This is a genomic window from Cupriavidus pauculus (assembly GCF_003854935.1).
In the GTDB taxonomy this organism is placed as follows: Bacteria; Pseudomonadota; Gammaproteobacteria; order Burkholderiales; family Burkholderiaceae; genus Cupriavidus; species Cupriavidus pauculus_C.
Window position 1 is genome coordinate 504,780 of the sequence record NZ_CP033970.1, and the last position, 18,698, is coordinate 523,477.

The following is an 18,698-nucleotide window of genomic DNA, read 5'->3' on the forward strand; positions in this document are numbered from 1 at the left end:
CGACCTTGCCAAAGCAGAAGTCCGCTGCTGAAACATTCGTAAGACAATTCCCACAACGTCACATTTGCTTGATCTTTCTGTGTGGTGACAGGCAAAAAAAAGGCCGGCGCGATGCCGGCCTTGCTGAAGACAAAAAAAGCTGGCGTGACGCGGGCGTCTCGTTAATAATGCAACACTGTTGCAATAACGACGCCCTCGCCTGCCCATGTCCGGACGCCGCCTCCCGCCCGCCTTTTTCTTTGCCGCCACCGCCGCCACCTCGCCATTCGCCGGCGCCGCGGAGGATCAAACCCTGCCCGAGGTATCGGTCCGCGCCGCCGCCACGCCCTACGCCACCTGCGCCACGCGCACCGACACGCCGCTGCGCGAGGTGCCCCAGTCGGTACAGGTGGTGCCGCGCACGCTGATCGATGACGCCGCGGCCACGCGGCTCGACGACACGTTCGACTACGTGAGCGGCGTGTCGCGCCAGAACAACCTGGGCGGCCTGTGGGACAACTTCGCCATCCGCGGCTTCACCGGCAACGAGAACACCGGCGCGGGCTACCTCGTCAACGGCTTTGCCGCCAACCGCGGCTACACCGCCCCGCGCGACACGGCCACCATCGAGCGCATCGAGGTGCTGAAGGGCCCGGCATCGTCGCTCTACGGCAGCGCGGACCCCGGCGGCGTCATCAACCTCGTCACCAGGACGCCGCAGTTCAAGCCGGCGCAGACCTATGGCTTCGAGGTGGGCAACCACGACCGCTACCGCGCGTCGGCCGACGTCACCGGCGCGCTGGGCCAGGACGTGGCCGGCCGCCTGATCGCCGTGGCCGAGCACGACGGCAGCACGCGCGACTTCGTCAACAGCCGCCGCTTCCTGCTGGCGCCGTCGTTCACGTGGATGCTCGGCCCGCGCACCGTGATCCAGTACACCGCCGAGTTCCAGCGCTACACCGTGCCGCTGGACCGCGGCATCGTGGCCGTCGCGGGCCGGCTCGACGCGCTGCCGCGCTCGCGCTTCCTGGGCGAGCCCGGCGACGGCGACATCCGGCTGGACAGCCAGTCACACCAGCTCTCGGTCGAGCACGAGTTTTCCGACCGGTGGAAGGGCCGCGTGGCCATGGCCTACCGCGGCGGTTCGCTGGAGGGCTACTCCACCGAGGCCACCGCGCTGCTGCCCGACAACCGCACGCTGACGCGCCAGCGCCGCTACCGCGACTTCCAGTCCGACGACCTGTCGCTGCAGGCCGACGTGACCGGCCGCTTCGACACCGGCCCGGTGGGCCACGAACTGCTGCTGGGCGTGGATACCTACCGCTTCAGCAACACCCAGGTCATGCTGCGGCGCAACCCCACGGCGGCCGCGCCGTACGCCATCGACATCTACGACCCGGTCTACGGCCAGACGCCGCCGTCGCTGCTGCCCAACACCAGCACCTACGAGCGCCAGACCAACGTCGGCCTGTACGCGCAGGACCAGCTTCGGCTGGGCGACCGGTGGCGCGTGCTGGCCGGCGCGCGCTTCGACATCTACAACCAGTCGCTCGACAACCGCCTGCGCGCCACCACCGCCAGCCAGCACCAGACCGCGTTCTCGCCCCGCATCGGCGTGACCTACCTGGCCACGCCCACGGTGTCGCTGTTCGCCAACGCCAGCAAGTCGTTCCGGCCCAACCCCGGCAGCGACGCCAGCGGCGACGCGTTCTCGCCCGAGCACGGCCGCGCGGCCGAAACCGGCGTCAAGTACGTCTCCGCCGACCAGCGCACCACCGCCACGCTGGCCCTGTTCGACATCCGCAAGCGCAACGTGCTGACCACCGATCCGGCCAACACGTCGTTCCAGATCGCCGCCGGCGAGGCCCGCAGCCGGGGCGTGGAACTGGACGTGGCCGGCCGCATCGGCAACCACTGGCGCGTGACCGGCAGCTTTGCGTTCACCGATGCCGAAGTCACCCAGGACGCCCGGCTGGCCGCCGGCACGCCGCTGGCCAACGTGCCGCGCACCAGCGGCAGCCTGATGGCGATCTACGAGGACCGCGCGCCCGTGGGCCAGCGCTACGGCGTGGGCGCCGGCGTGCGCTACGTGGGCGCGCGCAGCGGCGACACGCAGGACACCTTCTCGCTGCCCGCCTACACGCTGGCCGACGTGCTGGCCTACTGGCAGTACAGCAAGGCCGTGCGCGTGACGCTGAACGTCAACAACCTGTTCGACCGCACCTACTACGCCAGCTCGTACAGCAACGTCTGGATCGCCCCCGGCGAAGGCCGCACGGTGCGGCTGGGCCTGCGGCTCAGCTACTGATGCCGATGCCGCCCCGATCCCCCCGGCGGCGCCGCCTGCTGGGCGCCGCCGCGCTGGCGCCGTGGCTGGCCACAGCCCCGGGCCGCGCCACGGTAGCGCCCGACCGCACGCTGCGCGTGATCGGCCCGTGGGAGCTGTCCAGCCTCGACCCGCTGCGCAACGGCTACCTGTTCTCGCGGATGCAGGTCACCGAGACGCTGGTCGACTACGACGCGGCCGGACGCCCCGCGCCGGGGCTCGCCCGGCAGTGGACGGTCAGCGCCGACCAGTTGCTGTGGACGTTCACGCTGCGCCCCGGCGCACGCTTCCATGACGGCGCGCCGGTGCGTGCAGCCGACGTGGCGGCGGCGCTGGAACGCGCCCGCCACGCGGCCGGCGTGCTGGGCGTGGCACCGATCGCCGCCATCGCGGCGGCAGACACGCCCGCCGAAACCATCCGCATCCGCCTGACCCGGCCCTTCGCGCCGCTGCCGGCGCTGCTGTCGCACAGCAGCACGCAGGTGCTGGCGCCGTCCGCGTTCGGGCCAGACGGCACGGTGCGCACGATCGTCGGCAGCGGGCCGTACCGGATCGTCGAACTGGAACCGCCGCAGCGCTTTGCCGTGGCCGCGTTCGACGGCTGGCAGGGCGCGCGTCCGGCCATCGCGCGGGCCAGCTACCTGTCCGTCGGTCGTGCCGAGATGCGCGCGCTGATGGCCGAGGGCGGCCAGGCCGACCTGGCCTACGGGCTCGATCCGGGCAGCGTGGTGCGGCTGGCGCAGCGCGCCAGCGTGCGGCTGCACGCGGTGACACTGCCGCGCACGACCGTGCTCAAGCTCAATGCGGCCCACCCGCTGCTGGCCGACGTGCGCGTGCGGCAGGCGATGTCGCTCGCGCTCGACCGTGCCGGCATCGCCACGGCCATCCTGCGCGACCGGTCGCTGGCGGCGGCGCAGTTGTTCCCGCCCGCGCTGCCCGGCTGGCACGACCCGGCGCTGCCGCCGCTGCCGACCGATCCCGTCCGCGCCCGCGCGTTGCTTGCCGCCGCCGGCTGGCGCCCGGGGCCCGACGGCACGCTGCGGCGCGGTGACGATCGCTTCGCCCTGACGCTGCGCTCGTTCCCGGACCGCCCCGAACTGCCGGTCATCGCCACGGCCATCCAGGAGCAACTGCGCCAGGTCGGCATCGCCGTGCGCGTGGCGGTCGGCAATTCCAGCGAGATTCCGCTGGGCCACCGCGACGGCTCGCTGGAGATGGCGCTGATGTCACGCAACTACGGCGTGGTGCCCGACGCATTCGGCACCGTGGCGCAGGACCTCGGCGGCCCGGCCGGCGACGGCGGCGACTGGGGCCCGATGCACTGGCGCGCACCCGACGTGACCGATGCACTGGCCGCCCTGCCCGCCGCCAGCGAAGCCGACGCGGCCGCGCTGCGCCGCACCGTCGCCGGCACGCTGCAGCGCGACCTGCCGCTGATTCCCGTGGTCTGGTATCGCCAGACCCTGGCGGCCAGCCCGCAATTGCGCGGCGTGTCGATCGACCCGTTCGAACGCACGTACCGCCTGACACAGATGGAGTGGAACCGATGACCGATCGCGTGGCGGCCCTGCCGGGCGAACCCTCGGACCAGCCGCGCGCCATGGCGGCGCCCGGATCGCTGGTCGGCCGCATCGTGCTGCAGCGGACGATGCAGGCGCTGGTCGTGGCCGCGCTGGTCGGCACGCTGGGCTTCCTGATGATGCGGCTGCTGCCGGGCGATATCGCCTACCGCATCGCCGCCGGCCGCTATGGCTACGACATGGTGACCACGGCCGCCGCCGAGGCCGTGCGCGCGGAGCTGGGGCTGGACCAGCCGTGGACGCACGCACTGCTGCAATGGTGGAGCCAGCTACTGCGGTTCGACCTGGGCGTGTCCGTGGTGACCGGCGCGCGCGTGGCCGACGAGATCGCGCATCAGCTCGGCCATACGCTGCAACTGGCGCTGGCCGCGCTGGCCGTGTCGTGCGCCATCGCCGTGCCGCTGGGCTTTGCGGCCGGGCTGCGCGCGGGCGGGCTGGCGGACCGCGCCACGCTGGTGGCGTCGGTGCTGCTGCGCGCGCTGCCGCCATTCGTGCTGGGCATCGTGCTGGTCAGCGTGCTGGCCATCGAATGGAACCTCGTGCCGGCCGGCGGCCACGACACCCACGGCACGCTGCTGCTGCCGGCGCTGACGCTGGGCCTGGGGCTGTCGGCCACGGCGATGCGCGTGGCGCGCCACGCGATGGCGTCGGTCACGGCCGCGCCCTACTTCCAGTTTGCCCGCACCAAGGGCCTGGGCGACGCGCAGGCGCTGTACCGCCATGGCGTGCGCAACGCCGCAATTCCGCTGGTGGCCTACCTGGGCGTGCAGCTCGTCTACCTGGTGGAGGGCGTGGTGGTCATCGAGACACTGTTCGCGTGGCCCGGCATTGGCCATGCGCTGGTCCACGCGATCTTCGGGCGGGACATTCCGATGATCCAGGGCACGGCCATCGTCATGGGGCTGTTGTTCGTCGCGCTGAATGCGCTGGTCGACCTGGCCTGCGCGTGGATCGATCCGCGCGTGCGCGTTGCGCGGGGGGCGTCATGGTGACGCGCCGCCGTCTGGGCATCGGCCTGCTGCTCTGCCTGCTGGCGTTCGCGGTGGCCGCGCCATGGCTGGCGGCGCGCGCGCCGTTCGAGCAGGACCTGTACGCGATCCTGCAGGGGCCGGCGTGGGGTGAGCCGCTGGGCACCGATCACCTGGGCCGCAGCATGCTGGCCCGGCTGGCCAGTGCCACGCGGCTGTCGCTGGGGCTGGCGCTGGCCAGCGCGCTGTCGGCGGCCATTCCGGGCACGCTGCTGGGCCTGGCTGCCGCGTGGCGCGGCGGCTGGCTGCTGCGCATCGCCAACGGGCTGGCCGACACGGTGCTGGCGCTGCCCGGCCTGCTGCTGGTGCTGCTGCTCAGCGCGTTTGCGCCGGGCGCGTACTGGCCGCTCTACGTGGGGCTGTCGCTGGTGCTCTGGGTCGAATACTTCCGGCTGACCAGCGCCACCGCGCGCGTGGTGCTGGCCAGTCCGCATGTGGAAGCGGCGCGGCTGCTCGGCTTCGGGCCGGCCTACATCCTGCGCCACCACGTGCTGCCAGCGCTGCTGCCGCTGCTGGCCACGCTGATGTGCTTTGGCGCCAGCGCGGCGGTGCTGGCGCTGGCCGCCATGGGCTTTGTCGGGCTCGGCGCGCAGCCGCCGCAGGCCGAACTGGGACTGATGATGACCGAACTGCTGCCCTACGCGGCCGAGGCGCCGTGGATCATCGCCAGCCCGATCGTCGTGCTGACGCTGGCCACGCTGGCGCTGGTGATGCTGAGCGGGCGCGACGACGCGCAGGGAGACGTGCCATGACGCCGGCGTCCGACATCCTGCTGCGCGTGGACGCGCTCACCGTCGGCAGCGCCACCGGGCCGCGCATCGGGCCGTTCTCGTTCAACCTCGTGGCCGGCCGCGCGCTGACGCTGATCGGCGAAAGCGGCGCGGGCAAGAGCCTGCTGGCCCACGCCATCCTCGGCACGCTGCCGCGCGGGCTGCGCGCGGACGGCCGGATCACGCTGGGCGAGCGCCAATTCGCGGCGATGGACGTACGCGCGCGCCGTGCCGCCTGGGGCCGGCGGCTGGCGCTGCTGCCGCAGGAGCCCGCGCTGGCGCTGGACCCGACCATGCGGCTGGGCCGCCAACTGGCGGAGACGCACGCGCTGGTCGGCGGCCAGTCCTGGCGCGCGGCGTGGCAGCAATCCGCGCACGACCTGGCCGCGCTGGGCATGCCGCAGGCCGGCGACGCCTGGCCGGGCACGCTGTCCGGCGGCATGGCGCAGCGCGCGGCGCTGGCAATCACACGGGCCGGCCGCGCGCCGGTGCTGATCGTCGACGAGCCGACGAAGGGGCTCGATCCGCACTGGCGCGACGCGGTCATCGCCCAGCTACAGGCCGCGCTGCGCGACGGCTGCGCCGTGCTGGCCATCACCCACGACCTTGCCGTGGCCCGCGCGCTGGGCGGCGACGTGGCCGTGCTGCGCGACGGCCAGATCGTCGAACAGGGGCCCGCCGCAGACCTGCTGCGCGCGCCGCGCCATCCGTACACGGGCACGCTGCTGGCCGCCGCGCCCGACGCGTGGCCGGCGCGGCCCCATCCCGCCACGGGCGACACGGTGCTGCACGCCAGCGGCCTCGCCAAGCAGCTTGGCGGGCGGCCGCTGTTCCGGCAGATCGACCTGACGCTGCGCGCCGGCGAGCGGCTGGCCGTGACGGGCCCGAGCGGCAGCGGCAAGTCGACGCTGGGCAACGTGCTGCTCGGCCTGCTGCCCGCCGATGCCGGCACCGTGCGCCGCGCGCCGCAGGTGGCGCGCGAGCGCTTCCAGAAGCTGTACCAGGACCCCGCCTCGGCCTTTGCGCCGGCGCGCACGATGGGCCGCGCGCTGCACGACCTGTGCGCGCGCCACCGCATGCCGCCCAGCCGGATCGCACCGCTGATGGCGCGCATGCACCTGCGCCCGGCGCTGCTGGAGCGGCGGCCGACGGCCATGTCCGGCGGCGAGCTGCAGCGGTTTGCGCTGCTGCGTGCGCTGCTGGTCGACCCGGTCTTCCTGTTTGCCGACGAGCCCACGTCGCGGCTGGACCCGCTCACGCAGCGCGAGGTGATCGACCTGATGGTCGAGGCCGCGGCCGAACGCGGCTGCGCGCTGATGCTGGTCACGCACGACGCGGCGCTGGCGCGCAACGTGGCCGCGCGGCAGGTGGCCATCGGCGGCTGACCCTGCCTTGCCCCTGCCGCCGGCGGGGTCACTGCCTCCGCCTTGCGTTTTGTATCGAGCGATCTATAATCGCTTCCACGGTTTCATACTGATCGATACAAAACGAGGGATGCGATGGCACGACCCCGCCAATTCGACGCCGACGCCGCGCTGTCGGCCGCCCAGCACACCTTCTGGGCCAAGGGCTACCACGCCACGTCCACGCGCGAGCTGACGCAGGCGATGGGCCTGACCCAGCCCAGCCTGTACAACGCGTTCGGCGACAAGCGCCAGCTCTTCCTGCAGGCGCTGGACGACTACCTGAACCGCACGCTGCGCGAGCGCATCGCGCGCATCGAGGCCGGTTTCGCGCCGGCGCAGGCGCTGGTGCAGTTCTTTGCCGAAAGCGTCGAGCGCGGCGCCACCGAGCTGCCGAACCGGGGCTGCATGCTGATCAACACGGCGCTGGAAGCCTCGAACGACGATCCCGAACTCCAGGCCGCCGTGGCGCAGGAGCTGTCGCTGCTGCGCGACTTCTTTGCCCGCGCCGTGCGCGGCGCGCAGGCCGACGGCACCATCGCGCCCGGCCATGACCCCGACGAGGCGGCCGCGATGCTGCTGTCGCTGCAGGTGGGCATGCGCGTGCTGTCGCGCGTGATGCCGGACCGCGCGCTGCTGGAGGCGGCGGTGCGGCCCGCGCTGGCGTCGCTGGGCCTGCCGGCCCGCTAGCCTCCACTCCCCCTATCCCGACGTGCACGTCCCGCGCGGCCACCCGCCACGTGGCGCGGGCACTCGTCCCGACCCAGCCGAAGGAACCCCATGTCCGCCGATGCCCCCGCCACCGCTTCCCATCCACCCGTGCCCGATGGCCGCACGCTCGACGCCCGCGCCCTGCACGCCGCATTTGCGGGCCTGTGCGCCAGCCTTGTCGCCATCGGCCTGGCCCGCTTTGCCTATACCCCGCTGATACCGTCGCTGATCCAGGCCCACTGGTTCAGCGCCGCCGATACGGTCGCGCTGGGCGCGGCCAACTTTGCCGGCTACCTGGCTGGTGCGCTGCTGGGCCGGCCGCTGGCCGCGCGGCTGTCGAACCGCCACGCGCTGCGCTGGCTGATGGTCGCGGCCACCGCCGCGTTCTTTGCGTGCGCGTTCCCGGTGTCGGTGGGGTGGTTCTTCGTCTGGCGCTTCCTGTCGGGGCTGTCGGGCGGCGCGATCATGGTGCTGGTGGCCACGGCCATCCTGCCGCACATCGCCCCGGGCCGGCGCGGGCTGGTCAGCGGGATGATCTTCCTGGGGCTGGGGCTCGGCATTGCCGCGTCGGGCACGCTGGTGCCGGAGCTGCTTACGCTCGGCCTGCGCGCCACGTGGTTCGGGCTCGGCGCCGTCGCGCTGGTGCTCACCGCGCTGAGCTGGACGGGCTGGTTCGCCGCCGATACGCCGCCGGCCATGCCCGCCGCCACCGCGGCCGGACACCATGCGGCGGACGGCGCGCTGTCCGGCCAGCGCCACGCGCTGCGCGTGATCTACGTGCAGTACGCGGCCAACGCGCTCGGGCTGGTGCCGGCGATGGTATTGCTCGTGGATTTCGTCGCGCGCGGGCTGGGCCAGGGTGCGGCGGTGGGCGCGCGTTACTGGGTGCTGTACGGCGTGGCCGCCATTGCGGGGCCGCTGCTGACCGGCTGGATCGGGCCGCGCCTTGGCTATCGCAACGGCTACCGCATCGCGATGGCGCTGCAGGGGCTGGCCGCCGCGATGCTGGCGCTGTGCCATGCGCCGGCCGCGCTCTGGACGGCCACGCTGGTGCTGGGCGCCTGCACCACCGGCATCGTGCCGATGGTGCTCGGCCGCGTGCAGGAACTGCTGCCGCACGACCCCGTGGCGCAACGCGCCGCGTGGAGCCGCGCCACCGCGTCGTTCGCGCTGTTCCAGGCCGTGGGCGGCTATGGCTACGCCTGGCTGTTCTCGCACACCCACGAGAACCACGCGCTGATCTTTGCCTGCGGCGCGGTGGCGATGGCGGTGGCGTTCGCGGCCGACTTCACCGTGCGCAAGCCCGCCCCGGCAGCCTGACCGCGTGCGGACGGCCTACTCGCCGTCCGCGAACTTGCGCAGCAGCCGCATGAACTCGTTGAATTCGTCGACGGAGAAATTGCGCAGCCGGTGGTTCAGCACCTCGGGCGCGATCTCGGGCACCTGGGCGGCCACCGCCCTGCCCTTGGGCGACAGGATCAGGTGGATCACGCGCCGGTCGTCCTCGCTGCGCTCGCGCTTGAGCAGGCCCTTGTTTTCCAGCTTGTCCAGCATCCGCGTCATCAGGCCCGTGTCGATGCCGAGCAGCCGGCTGACCTCCAGCGGGGTGCTGGCCACCCCGCGCAGCAGCGACAGCAGGATGCCCATCTGCTGGGCGGTGATGTCCAGCGGGCGCAGCGCGGCATCCATCTCCATCAGCAGGCCGTTGCGCGCCCGGTTCAGGTGAAAGCCAACACTTTGCGTAAGCTGGAAATTTTCGCGTGTGTAGTGTTTCACGGCATTTCAGACAGATCACGAGACGCCAATGTATCTGAGCGATCAGGAAAAGGAAAGGGACGCCGGGGCGTCCCTTTTGCCTGCCGGGGCGCGGGTTTCAGAGCCGCGCGGCACCTGCGGCCGGCGCCTGGCCCAGCACGGCCAGCACCTGGGTGGCCACCGCATCGCCCACGCGCCGCGCCTCGGCCTGCACGCTGTCGCGCTTGAGTTCGGTGGCGCCATGCACGCCCACGCCGGACGCGGCCGATAGCGCCACGTGGCTGGCGGCGGCGCCCACGCCGGCCACTTCGGCGATGCCGGGCATGTGGCCGCTGTCGGCATGGGTGTCGAACAGCGCCAGCGGCACGGCGGCGGCGTTGGCCGGCTGGTACAGCACCTGCACCGACGCCGACACGTCGCTCTGGCCAGCACCCAGCCCGATCAGCGTGCGGCGGCGCTGCATGCCTTCGTCGATCCGGTCGAAGCGGCCCTCGACGATCACCGCGTTGGCGTCGGCCGGCACCAAGCCGTCCAGGCGCACCGCGTGCAGGCCCCGGGCCTGGAGTTGCTTGACGATCTCGTCGGCCGTGGCGTTGCGCGCGGTGTCGGCGGCCTGCGTCGACTCGCTGCCGGCGTTGTCGCCCGTGGCCATCGCCTTGAGCCGGTGGACCATCGTGTCGTCGACCTTCACCTGCCGCGCGTCGGCGTCGAAGCCGCGCACGTAGACCACGTCCGGCCGCACCGGGGCGACCGATGCCGGGACCGATGCCTCGGCGATCATCGTCGCGGCCGATGCGCCGCCGGCCATCAGCAGCGTGGTGGCGGCCACGGCGGCTACGGCGAGGTGGCTGGCGCGCCGGGAAAGGGTGTGGAGCACGTGGGTCATGATGGATTCCTTGCTGGGTAGTTGCCGGTTCGGGTGGCACCGGACATCGGTGCCGGGCAGACCCAGTATTGGACGAAGCCGCGCCACAAGCCAGCCAGGAACTATGTCAATCCATGTCACGCCGGCAGCGACACCACCACGGCCAGCCCGCCGCCCTCGCGCGCGTGGAACGTCAGCGCGCCGCCGTGCAGCCGCGCGATGCGGTCGACGATGGCCAGCCCAAGCCCGGTGCCGCCTTCGCCCTGCGTGTTGCTGCCCCGGCTGAATGGCTCGCGCAGCCGCTCCAGCTCAGCCACGCCGATGCCGGTGCCACGGTCGCAGATCGCCACATGGGCGCGGGCGTCGTCCTGCCACGTGCGCACCAGCAGGCCGGTCTTGCCGTACTTCACCGCGTTCTGCATCAGGTTCATCAGCATCCGCAGCATGCTCGTGGGGCGGTACGCCACGGGCCGCAGCGGCCCCAGCTCCAGCGCGAACTCATGGCCGAGCCCGGCGAAATCGGCCGCGAGCTGGCTGACCAGCGCGTTCAGGTCGCCCGGCTGCGGCACCTCTTTCTCGCCACTGCCCGCGTAGTCCATGAACTGCTGGAGGATCGTGTCGATGTGATCGAGATAGCCCTCGACGGACCCCACGAAAGCGTCGTCGGTGCCGCGCGGCAGCGCCATCGCCATGGCCAGCCGCAGCTTGGTGAGCGGCGTGCGGATGTCGTGCGAGACGCCCGCCAGCATCAGCGCGCGCGTGGTCTCGGCCTGGCGCAGCGCATCGGTCATGTCGTTGAAGGCGCGGCTGACCTCGGCAATCTCGGTGGGCCCGCTGGTGGGCAGCGGGGCGGGCAGCGCGCCAGCGTGAATCTCGCGCGCCGCCTGCGCCAGATCGCGCAGCGGGCGGTTGATGTGGCGCTGCAGCAGGTAGCCGGTCAGCGCCGCCAGCGTGGCCAGCGCCGCCGACAGCGCAATGGCCGCCGTGATGCCGCTGGCCTGCGCGTCGGCCGTCATCGGCAGGCCGATCCAGGCCGGATGGCCGGCAGCATGCACCTGGATCCAGATCTTCTCCTCGTCGCCGCCGCTCTGCCAGCGCACGTCGGTATCGCGGTCCAGGTGCCGCCGCAGCGCCTGCATGAAGACGTCGCGCTGCCAGGTACGGAACGGATGCGCCATGTCGGCGCCGGGCGGGTCGTGGGGCGGCGGATCGGCCTGCCCGCCGATGCGGGCCAGCGCGGCGCGGCCCTCGGCGGGCGCCATGTCGTGCAGCGCCCGATCCATCATGGCGATGTACTGCGAGAACACCGTGGCGGCGCGCTCCACGCGCGGGCGCTGAACGTAATGCAGCAGCACGAACAGGGAACACGCCTGCGTGACGACCACCAGGATCACCAGCAGCCCGATGCTGCGGGCCAGCAGCGTGCGGGGCAGCAGGCGCCGCATCACGCGTCCACGCCCGCCACCAGCATGTAGCCCACGCCCCAGACCGTCTTGATGAAGCGCGGCCTGGACGGGTCTTCCTCCACGATCTGGCGCAACCGCAGGATCTGCACGTCGATGCTGCGGTCCAGCGCGTCGTGGTCGCGGCCGCGCGCGCGGGCCAGCAGGTTCTCGCGGCTGACCGCGCGGTTGGGCGACGACCCCAGCGCGTGCAGCAGCAGCATCTGGGCCGAATGCACCGCCACCGGCTCGCCGGCGCGCGTGAGCGTCTGCTTGCCCACGTCGAAGCGGAATTCGCCAAAGCTCAGCGTCTGGCTGGTGACGGTGGGATCGCCCGCCGCGATCTTCTGGCGCCGCAGCAGCGCGCGGATGCGCGCCACCAGTTCGTCGGGCAGGAACGGCTTGGCCAGGTAGTCGTCGGCGCCGGTGTCCAGGCCGACCACGCGGTCGGCCGGCTCGCCCTTGGCCGTCAGCATCAGGATCGGCAGCGTCTGGCCCTCGGCGCGCAGCCGGCGGCAGATCGTCAGGCCGTCCTCGGGTTCCATCATCAGGTCCAGCACCAGCAGGTCGTACGGCTCGCGCTGCAGGTAGCGGTTCAGTTGCTTGCCGTCGGCCACGGCGCGCACTTGAAAGCCGTGGCCCGTCAGAAAGCGCTGCAGCATGTTGCGCAGCTCCGCCTCGTCGTCCAGCACGATGATCCGGTGTCCCTGCTCCATGGCGTGTCTCCGGTTCTTGTTCTTGCCGGCGCGGCCTCAGCGCTGCCGCATGCGCTGCGCCAGGAACGCCTCCACCTGCGGCAGCGTGACAAAGCCGGCGTGGTGCGTGTCGATCTCGTCGAAGTGCTTCGCCACCATCGGCATGCCGGCCTGGGCCTGCGTCCGCGTCAGCCGGCCGTCGTGCGTGGCGTTGGCACTGGCAAAGCGCGCCTGCAACTGCGACAGCACCTGCTCGGTACGCGCCATGCGGTCGCCGCCGCCCATCAGGCCCTGCGCGCTGGCGCCTGCCGAAACAATACACAAGATCATGACTGCGATCATCTTCTTCATGGTGACACTCCGTTGGGTTGCCGACGCGGGCGCCATGCCTGGGCGGCGGGTTGGGAATCGACGGGCTGAACTCTAGGCGGCCCGCCCCGCGTTGTCGCCCTGCAAACCATGTCACGGCATGTCACGCCGGGCCGGTGACATGCGGCGACACAAATGGCCGCCACGCGCGGCGCCGGTGTGCGATCATCGTGGCCTGTCCCGCACCCTCCGGCCGCCGCCCCCATGCCCGAACGCATCAGCGAAGACATCACCTTCCGCAAACTCGAAGCGCTGCTCGCCTTCATGGAGACCGGCAACCTGGCCAAGGCCGCCGAGACGCTGGAGATCAGCACGGTCAGCGTGCACCGGGCGCTGCATTCGCTGGAAGAGGGGCTGCGCTGCGCGCTGTTCCGCCACGAGGGCCGCAACCTGCTGCCCACCGAGGCCGCCCACGTGCTGGCCGACGTGGCGCGCGACGTACTCAAGACCATGGCCGACGGCGTGCGCGTCACGCGCGAGGCGGCCGGCTATTCGGCCGACCAGCTCAAGATCGGCTCGCTCTACTCGCTGACCATCCGCACCGTGCCGCAGGTGGTGATCGGCATCAAGATGCGCCGCCCGGAGCTGCAGACCGAGCTGGTGCTGGGCTCCAACGCCGACCTGCTGGACAAGCTGCGCCAGGGCACCATCGACGCCACGCTGATGGGCATGCCCGAGCCCAGCGCCGAGATCGAGTCCATTCCGATGTTCGAGGACGACATCTTCTTTGCCACCCCGGCCGATTCCCCGTACGCCCGGCTGGACGCCATCGACCTGCGCCAGTGCCGCGACGAGCCGTTCGTGTCGCTGGGCGACGGCTTCGTGACGTCAAGCGGCTTTGCCGAGGCGTTCCGCATTGCCGATTTCACGCCCAACGTGGTGATGAAGGTGGGCGACATCTTCTCGCTGATGAACCTCGTGGGCGGCGGCATCGGCTACTCGCTGCTGCCGGGCCGGGTGCGCGACGTATTCGCGCGCAACGTGGCGTTCGTGCCGCTGACGGCCGACTACGGCATGAAGCAGACCATCGGCCTGTCGTTTCTGCGCCGCCGCGAGCGCGACCCGAACCTGCTGGCGCTGGCGGCCGTCTGCCGCATGCTGACGCCGGCCGGCAAGCCCGCCTGACGAGCGCCGCGCCCAGCGCCGCCGCCATCACATTTACGCCGGCCGTAACGATCCGTCGCCGACGTTGATTGTTCCGCCCGGCCGGCCTGGCCTATCTTTCCGGTAACGACCGCAGCACACCGGAGATGTCATGCTGAACCCGATACCGGAACGACAATGGGACACGCGCCGCACCGAGAAGCTGCGCCGCCAGGCCCTGGGCGCACAGATCGCCACGGGCAAGGTGGTGCCCACGGCAGACATCGTCCGCTTCCTGGAGACGATCACCGCCCCGGGCGACCGCGTGGTGCTGGAGGGCAACAACCAGAAGCAGGCCGACTTCCTGTCCCGCGCGCTGGCCGAGACCGACCCGGCGCGCGTGCACGACCTGCACATGATCATCCCGAGCGTGAGCCGGGTGGAACACCTGGACCTGTTCGAGCGCGGCATCGCCCGCAAGCTCGACTTCGCGTACGCCGGCGCCCAGAGCGTGCGGATCTCGCAGTTCCTGGAAGACGGCCTGCTGGAAGTGGGCGCCATCCACACCTACATCGAGCTGTACTCGCGGCTGTACGTGGACCTGACGCCGCACATCGTGCTGACGGCCGGCTACAAGGCCGACCGCCACGGCAACCTGTACACCGGCCCCAGCACCGAGGATTCCCCGGCGCTGGTGGAGGCCGCGGCGTTCCGCGACGGCATCGTGATCGCGCAGGTCAACGAGATCGTCGACGACCCGGCCGACCTGCCGCGCGTGGACATTCCGGGGTCCTGGATCGACTACGTCGTGCAGTCCGACAAGCCGTTCTTCTGCGAGCCGCTGTTCACGCGCGACCCCCGGCTCATCAAGCCCGTGCACATCCTGATGGCGATGATGGCGATCCGCGGCATCTACGAGCGCCACAACGTGCAGTCGCTGAACCACGGCATCGGCTTCAACACGGCGGCCATCGAGCTGATCCTGCCCACCTACGGCGAGCAGCTTGGCCTGAAGGGCAAGATCTGCAAGTACTGGACGCTGAACCCGCACCCCACGCTGATCCCGGCCATCGAGTCCGGCTGGGTGGAAAGCGTGCACAGCTTTGGCAGCGAACTGGGCATGGAAGACTACGTGGCGGCGCGGCCCGACGTGTTCTTCACCGGCGCCGACGGCAGCATGCGCTCCAACCGCGCGTTCTGCCAGTTGGCCGGCCAGTACGCGGTGGACCTGTTCATCGGCTCCACGCTGCAGATCGACGGCGACGGCCATTCGTCGACGGTCACGCGCGGGCGCCTGTCCGGCTTTGGCGGCGCGCCGAACATGGGCCACAACCCCGGCGGCCGCCGCCATGCCACGCCGGCCTGGCTGGACCTGATCGAGACCGACGACCCGCTGGCCCGCGGCCGCAAGCTCGTGGTGCAGATGGTGGAAACGTTCCAGGCCGGCGGCAAGCCGACCTTCGTCGAATCGATGGACGCCGTGCAGGTGGCGCGCGACAGCGGCATGCCGCTGGCACCGGTCATGATCTACGGCGACGACGTCACCCACGTGCTGACCGAGGAAGGCATCGCCTACCTGTACAAGGCGCGCTCGCTGGAAGAGCGCCGCCGCATGATTGCCGCCGTGGCCGGCGTGACGCCGATCGGCATGAAGCACGACCCGGCCACCACGCGCCAGATGCGCAGCGACGGGCTGATTGCCCTGCCCGAGGACCTTGGCGTGCATCGCGCCCAGGCCACGCGGTCATTGCTGGCCGCGCGCAGCATGGCGGACCTGGTCGAATGGTCGGGCGGCCTCTACAACCCGCCCGCACGCTTCAGGAGCTGGTGATGATGGCGACCCTGGCAGCGCGCCCGCCCGTGGCGCACGGCATGGCCGAGGCGCTGGGCGACCTTGCCGTGGCGGTACTCGTCGACGAAGCCACGCTGGCGCCCAAGCCGGGGCTGGTGGATGCGCGCGGCAACGGCGCCCACGCCGACATGACGCTGCCGCTGATGCTGGCCTCCGCGCGCAGCCTGCGCGACGGCTTTGCCGCGATGGCGCGCGCAGGCCGGCAGGCGCCCCGTATCGACGTGACGCTGCGCGAACGGCTGGGCGCGCTGGGCCGCGACGCCGAGGCGGCGATGCTGCGCGCCACGGGCGGCGTCAACACCCATCGCGGCGCCATCTGGGCGCTGGGCCTGCTGGCCGGCGCGGCCGGCTGGCTGGGCAAGACCGATGGCGCGCGGCTGCACGCCAAGGCCGTGGTGCAGATGGCCGCCGTGATCGCGCGGCTGCCTGACCGGCATCGCCCCGCCCAGACCGGCAACAAGGGCGAGTTGGCCTGCGCGGCGTACGGCGTGGGCGGCGCGCGCGAGCAGGCCGAGGCCGGCTTTCCGCACGTGACGGGCATCGGCCTGCCGGCGCTGCGCGATGCCCGCGCGCGCGGCGACGCCGAGCCCACGGCGCAGGTCAACGCGCTGCTGGCCATCATGGCGCGGCTCGACGACACCTGCGTGCTGGCCCGCGCGGGCCGGGCCGGGCTGGACGACGTGCAGGCCGGTGCCGAGGCGGTGCTGGAAGTCGGCGGCATCGGCACGCTGGCGGGCCGGCGCCGGCTGCACGACCTGGAAGCCACGATGCAGGCGCGGCAGGCATCGCCCGGCGGTGCGGCCGACCTGCTGGCCGCCACCCTATTCCTTGACCGGCTTCCAGCCGTGCAATCTGGAGACATCTGATGGAACAGCTCCGTTTCGAATACGCCGCCGGCAACCCGGCATCACGCCGCGTGCTGGTGGGCGTGGTGGGGTCCGGCGACCTGGAGGTCATCATCGAGCCCGGCGACGCGGGCAAGACGCTGATCGACGTCACCACGTCGGTCAACGGCTACGCGCGCGTCTGGGACGCCCAGCTCACCCGCGTCTTCAGCGCCGAGCCGCGCGCGGCGATGAAGATCCGCATCCACGACTTCGGCGCCACGCCGGGCGTGGTGGGCATGCGGCTGGCCGAGGCGTTCGAGGCCCTGGACAGCAAGGAGCCGACATGACCCGCGCCACGCTGCTTTCCCGCGAGAGCTTTGTCGAGATGGGCGCCCGCGAGCGCGCCCGCGCGCTGCTGGACCCCGGCAGCTTCCGCGAACTGGCCGGCCCGTTCGACGGCCTGACCTCGCCGTGGCTGGAACGCCAGGGCGTGGTGCCGCAGGGCGACGATGGCGTGATCGTGGCCAAGGGCACGGTCGACGGACTGCCCACGGTGGTCATGGCCATCGAGGGCGCGTTCCAGGGCGGCAGCCTGGGCGAAGTGGGCGGCGCCAAGATTGCCGGCGCGCTGGAGCTGGCCGCCGAGGACAACCGGCGCGGCGTGCCGATGCGCGCGGTCATCCTGTTCGAGACCGGCGGCGTGCGGCTGCAGGAGGCCAACCTGGGCCTGGCCGCGATTGCCGAGATCCACGCCGGCATTGTCGACCTGCGCCGCTACCAGCCCGTGATCGGCGTGATTGCCGGACAGGTGGGCTGCTTTGGCGGCATGTCGATCGCGGCCGGCCTGTGCGGCGCGCTGGTGGTGACGCGCGAGGCGCGCCTGGGCCTGAACGGCCCGGCCGTGATCGAGCAGGAAGCCGGCATCGGCGAATACGATTCGCGCGACCGCCCCTTCATCTGGGGCCTGACCGGCGGCGAGCAGCGCTTTGCCACGGGGCTGGCCGACCGCTACGTCGACGACGACGCGGCCGTCATCCGCGACACCGTGGCCGAACTGGTTGCGGCCCCGGCCACGCCGGCCGCGCGCAGCGACGACTACGACCGCTACCTGCAACGGATGGCCGCCTACGCCGCGGCCGACGCCGTGCATCAGCCCGATCCGGCCACCGTGCGCCGGCTCTATGGAGAACGACAATGAGCGAACCGCATCTGCCCAGCCGTGGCGCGGCGTGGCTGGCCGCGCTGGCCGGCGCCGCCCCCCGGCTGCCCGGCTATCCGCCGTCGGTGCAGGTGGCCGATACCGAGATCGCCGGCCGCGCCGCGCGCCTGATCGCCGTGGTGCCAGACGCCGCCAGCCCGTTCCCGCGCGCCCGCCAGGGCGAGGTGGGGCTGCTGGAAGGCTGGTCGCTGGCGCGCGCCGTGCATGACGTGGTGGACGCGGACCGCGACCGGCCGGTCAAGCGCGCCATCGTCGCCGTGGTCGACACGCCCAGCCAGGCCTACGGCCGGCGCGAAGAAGCGTTCGGCATCCACCAGGCGCTGGCCAGCGCCGCCGCGGCCTACGCGACGGCCCGGCTGCAGGGGCATCCGGTGATCGCGCTGCTGGTCGGCAAGGCCATGTCGGGCGCGTTCCTGGCGCACGGCTACCAGGCCAACCGCATCCTCGCGCTGCACGACCCCGCCGTGCAGGTGCACGCGATGGGCAAGGAAGCCGCCGCGCGCATCACGCTGCGCAGCGTGGAGGATCTGGAAGCATTCGCGGCCACCGTGCCGCCGATGGCCTATGACCTCGACAACTACGCCACGCTGGGGCTGCTCTGGCGCACGATTCCCGTGCAGCCGGCCGCCACGCCATCGGCCGGCGACCTGGCCACGGTCCGCCGCCATCTGCAGGAAGCCCTGGACGATATCGATGCCGATCCGCACCGTGACCTGCGCAGCCGCCTGCATGGCGAGAACCGTGGCGCCACGCGCCGCGCGCGGGAGGCCCTTGCCAGCCAGTGGCACGGCTGA

18 protein-coding genes and 1 pseudogene are annotated in these 18,698 nt (G+C 72.0%); 14 read left to right on the forward strand and 5 right to left on the reverse strand.

What is annotated here, in order from left to right:
- Nucleotides 1–205: 205 nt before the first annotated feature.
- The 8 genes and pseudogenes from EHF44_RS20385 to EHF44_RS20415 all read left to right on the forward strand — a co-directional run bounded on the left by EHF44_RS20385 (nt 206) and on the right by EHF44_RS20415 (nt 9,117).
- On the forward strand, nt 206–2,287 hold the full coding sequence (locus EHF44_RS20385) for a TonB-dependent siderophore receptor (RefSeq protein WP_124685538.1): 2,082 nt from the start codon (nt 206–208) through the stop codon (nt 2,285–2,287).
- The gene (locus EHF44_RS20390; protein WP_124685539.1) at nt 2,287–3,855 is read left to right on the forward strand and encodes an ABC transporter substrate-binding protein; all 1,569 of its coding nucleotides are present in this window, start codon (nt 2,287–2,289) and stop codon (nt 3,853–3,855) included. Before EHF44_RS20385 ends, EHF44_RS20390 begins: the two co-directional genes overlap by 1 nt.
- Before the next feature lie 50 nt (nt 3,856–3,905).
- A complete protein-coding gene (locus tag EHF44_RS20395; RefSeq protein WP_253700335.1) occupies nt 3,906–4,877 on the forward strand; it encodes an ABC transporter permease in 972 nt (323 codons plus the stop codon).
- Complete coding sequence (locus EHF44_RS20400; RefSeq protein WP_124685540.1) at nt 4,871–5,665, forward strand: ABC transporter permease; 795 nt, start codon at nt 4,871–4,873, stop codon at nt 5,663–5,665. The genes EHF44_RS20395 and EHF44_RS20400 overlap by 7 nt, the downstream gene beginning before the upstream one ends.
- Nucleotides 5,662–6,396: pseudogene (locus EHF44_RS29060) on the forward strand (ATP-binding cassette domain-containing protein); the annotation flags it as partial. The gene EHF44_RS20400 and the pseudogene EHF44_RS29060, both read left to right, overlap by 4 nt.
- Nucleotides 6,397–6,558: 162 nt before the next feature.
- On the forward strand, nt 6,559–7,068 hold the full coding sequence (locus tag EHF44_RS29065; protein WP_437340352.1) for an ATP-binding cassette domain-containing protein: 510 nt from the start codon (nt 6,559–6,561) through the stop codon (nt 7,066–7,068).
- Between the two features lie 114 nt (nt 7,069–7,182).
- A complete protein-coding gene (locus EHF44_RS20410) occupies nt 7,183–7,776 on the forward strand; it encodes a TetR/AcrR family transcriptional regulator (RefSeq protein ID WP_124685542.1) in 594 nt (197 codons plus the stop codon).
- 90 nt (nt 7,777–7,866) lie between these two features.
- Nucleotides 7,867–9,117, forward strand: coding sequence for a YbfB/YjiJ family MFS transporter (locus tag EHF44_RS20415; RefSeq protein WP_124685543.1), 1,251 nt, complete (start codon nt 7,867–7,869; stop codon nt 9,115–9,117).
- 15 nt (nt 9,118–9,132) lie between these two features.
- Here EHF44_RS20415 and EHF44_RS20420 read toward each other — a convergent pair whose 3' ends face one another.
- The 5 genes from EHF44_RS20420 to EHF44_RS20440 all read right to left on the reverse strand — a co-directional run bounded on the left by EHF44_RS20420 (nt 9,133) and on the right by EHF44_RS20440 (nt 12,905).
- On the reverse strand, nt 9,133–9,573 hold the full coding sequence (locus tag EHF44_RS20420; protein WP_124685544.1) for a MarR family winged helix-turn-helix transcriptional regulator: 441 nt from the start codon (nt 9,571–9,573) through the stop codon (nt 9,133–9,135).
- Nucleotides 9,574–9,670: 97 nt separating this feature from the next.
- Nucleotides 9,671–10,438 (reverse strand): DUF4410 domain-containing protein, encoded by a 768-nt coding sequence (locus EHF44_RS20425; RefSeq protein WP_124685545.1) that lies wholly within the window; start codon nt 10,436–10,438, stop codon nt 9,671–9,673.
- A 116-nt stretch (nt 10,439–10,554) separates the two neighbouring features.
- A complete protein-coding gene (locus EHF44_RS20430) occupies nt 10,555–11,862 on the reverse strand; it encodes an ATP-binding protein (protein WP_124685546.1) in 1,308 nt (435 codons plus the stop codon).
- On the reverse strand, nt 11,862–12,575 hold the full coding sequence (locus EHF44_RS20435; RefSeq protein ID WP_124685547.1) for a response regulator: 714 nt from the start codon (nt 12,573–12,575) through the stop codon (nt 11,862–11,864). The genes EHF44_RS20430 and EHF44_RS20435 overlap by 1 nt, the downstream gene beginning before the upstream one ends.
- A 36-nt stretch (nt 12,576–12,611) precedes the next feature.
- Entirely contained in the window at nt 12,612–12,905 is a 294-nt protein-coding gene (locus EHF44_RS20440) for an EF-hand domain-containing protein (protein WP_124685548.1), read from the reverse strand.
- Nucleotides 12,906–13,127: 222 nt separating this feature from the next.
- On the opposite strand from EHF44_RS20440, the gene EHF44_RS20445 reads away from it, so the two are divergent.
- From EHF44_RS20445 to mdcE, 6 genes are all read left to right on the forward strand, one after another.
- The gene (locus EHF44_RS20445) at nt 13,128–14,048 is read left to right on the forward strand and encodes a LysR family transcriptional regulator (protein WP_124685549.1); all 921 of its coding nucleotides are present in this window, start codon (nt 13,128–13,130) and stop codon (nt 14,046–14,048) included.
- Nucleotides 14,049–14,178: 130 nt separating this feature from the next.
- Nucleotides 14,179–15,837 (forward strand): malonate decarboxylase subunit alpha, encoded by a 1,659-nt coding sequence (mdcA, locus tag EHF44_RS20450; RefSeq protein WP_124685550.1) that lies wholly within the window; start codon nt 14,179–14,181, stop codon nt 15,835–15,837.
- A gap of 2 nt (nt 15,838–15,839) precedes the next feature.
- Complete coding sequence (locus EHF44_RS20455) at nt 15,840–16,724, forward strand: triphosphoribosyl-dephospho-CoA synthase (protein WP_437340353.1); 885 nt, start codon at nt 15,840–15,842, stop codon at nt 16,722–16,724.
- Entirely contained in the window at nt 16,724–17,032 is a 309-nt protein-coding gene (locus tag EHF44_RS20460) for a malonate decarboxylase subunit delta (RefSeq protein ID WP_124685552.1), read from the forward strand. Before EHF44_RS20455 ends, EHF44_RS20460 begins: the two co-directional genes overlap by 1 nt.
- Nucleotides 17,029–17,883, forward strand: a complete 855-nt coding sequence (locus tag EHF44_RS20465) for a biotin-independent malonate decarboxylase subunit beta (protein WP_124685553.1) — start codon at nt 17,029–17,031, stop codon at nt 17,881–17,883. Before EHF44_RS20460 ends, EHF44_RS20465 begins: the two co-directional genes overlap by 4 nt.
- The gene (gene mdcE, locus EHF44_RS20470) at nt 17,880–18,698 is read left to right on the forward strand and encodes a biotin-independent malonate decarboxylase subunit gamma (RefSeq protein WP_124685554.1); all 819 of its coding nucleotides are present in this window, start codon (nt 17,880–17,882) and stop codon (nt 18,696–18,698) included. Before EHF44_RS20465 ends, mdcE begins: the two co-directional genes overlap by 4 nt.

Coding starts and splice junctions, on each gene's coding strand:
- EHF44_RS20385 (WP_124685538.1), top strand. CDS start 206: ATGTCCGGACGCCGCCTCCCGCCCGCCTTTTTCTTTGCCGCCACCGCC.
- EHF44_RS20390 (WP_124685539.1), top strand. CDS start 2,287: ATGCCGATGCCGCCCCGATCCCCCCGGCGGCGCCGCCTGCTGGGCGCC.
- EHF44_RS20395 (WP_253700335.1), top strand. CDS start 3,906: ATGGCGGCGCCCGGATCGCTGGTCGGCCGCATCGTGCTGCAGCGGACG.
- EHF44_RS20400 (WP_124685540.1), top strand. CDS start 4,871: ATGGTGACGCGCCGCCGTCTGGGCATCGGCCTGCTGCTCTGCCTGCTG.
- EHF44_RS20410 (WP_124685542.1), top strand. CDS start 7,183: ATGGCACGACCCCGCCAATTCGACGCCGACGCCGCGCTGTCGGCCGCC.
- EHF44_RS20415 (WP_124685543.1), top strand. CDS start 7,867: ATGTCCGCCGATGCCCCCGCCACCGCTTCCCATCCACCCGTGCCCGAT.
- EHF44_RS20425 (WP_124685545.1), bottom strand. CDS start 10,438: ATGACCCACGTGCTCCACACCCTTTCCCGGCGCGCCAGCCACCTCGCC.
- EHF44_RS20430 (WP_124685546.1), bottom strand. CDS start 11,862: ATGCGGCGCCTGCTGCCCCGCACGCTGCTGGCCCGCAGCATCGGGCTG.
- EHF44_RS20435 (WP_124685547.1), bottom strand. CDS start 12,575: ATGGAGCAGGGACACCGGATCATCGTGCTGGACGACGAGGCGGAGCTG.
- EHF44_RS20440 (WP_124685548.1), bottom strand. CDS start 12,905: ATGAAGAAGATGATCGCAGTCATGATCTTGTGTATTGTTTCGGCAGGC.
- EHF44_RS20445 (WP_124685549.1), top strand. CDS start 13,128: ATGCCCGAACGCATCAGCGAAGACATCACCTTCCGCAAACTCGAAGCG.
- mdcA (WP_124685550.1), top strand. CDS start 14,179: ATGCTGAACCCGATACCGGAACGACAATGGGACACGCGCCGCACCGAG.
- EHF44_RS20455 (WP_437340353.1), top strand. CDS start 15,840: ATGGCGACCCTGGCAGCGCGCCCGCCCGTGGCGCACGGCATGGCCGAG.
- EHF44_RS20460 (WP_124685552.1), top strand. CDS start 16,724: ATGGAACAGCTCCGTTTCGAATACGCCGCCGGCAACCCGGCATCACGC.
- EHF44_RS20465 (WP_124685553.1), top strand. CDS start 17,029: ATGACCCGCGCCACGCTGCTTTCCCGCGAGAGCTTTGTCGAGATGGGC.
- mdcE (WP_124685554.1), top strand. CDS start 17,880: ATGAGCGAACCGCATCTGCCCAGCCGTGGCGCGGCGTGGCTGGCCGCG.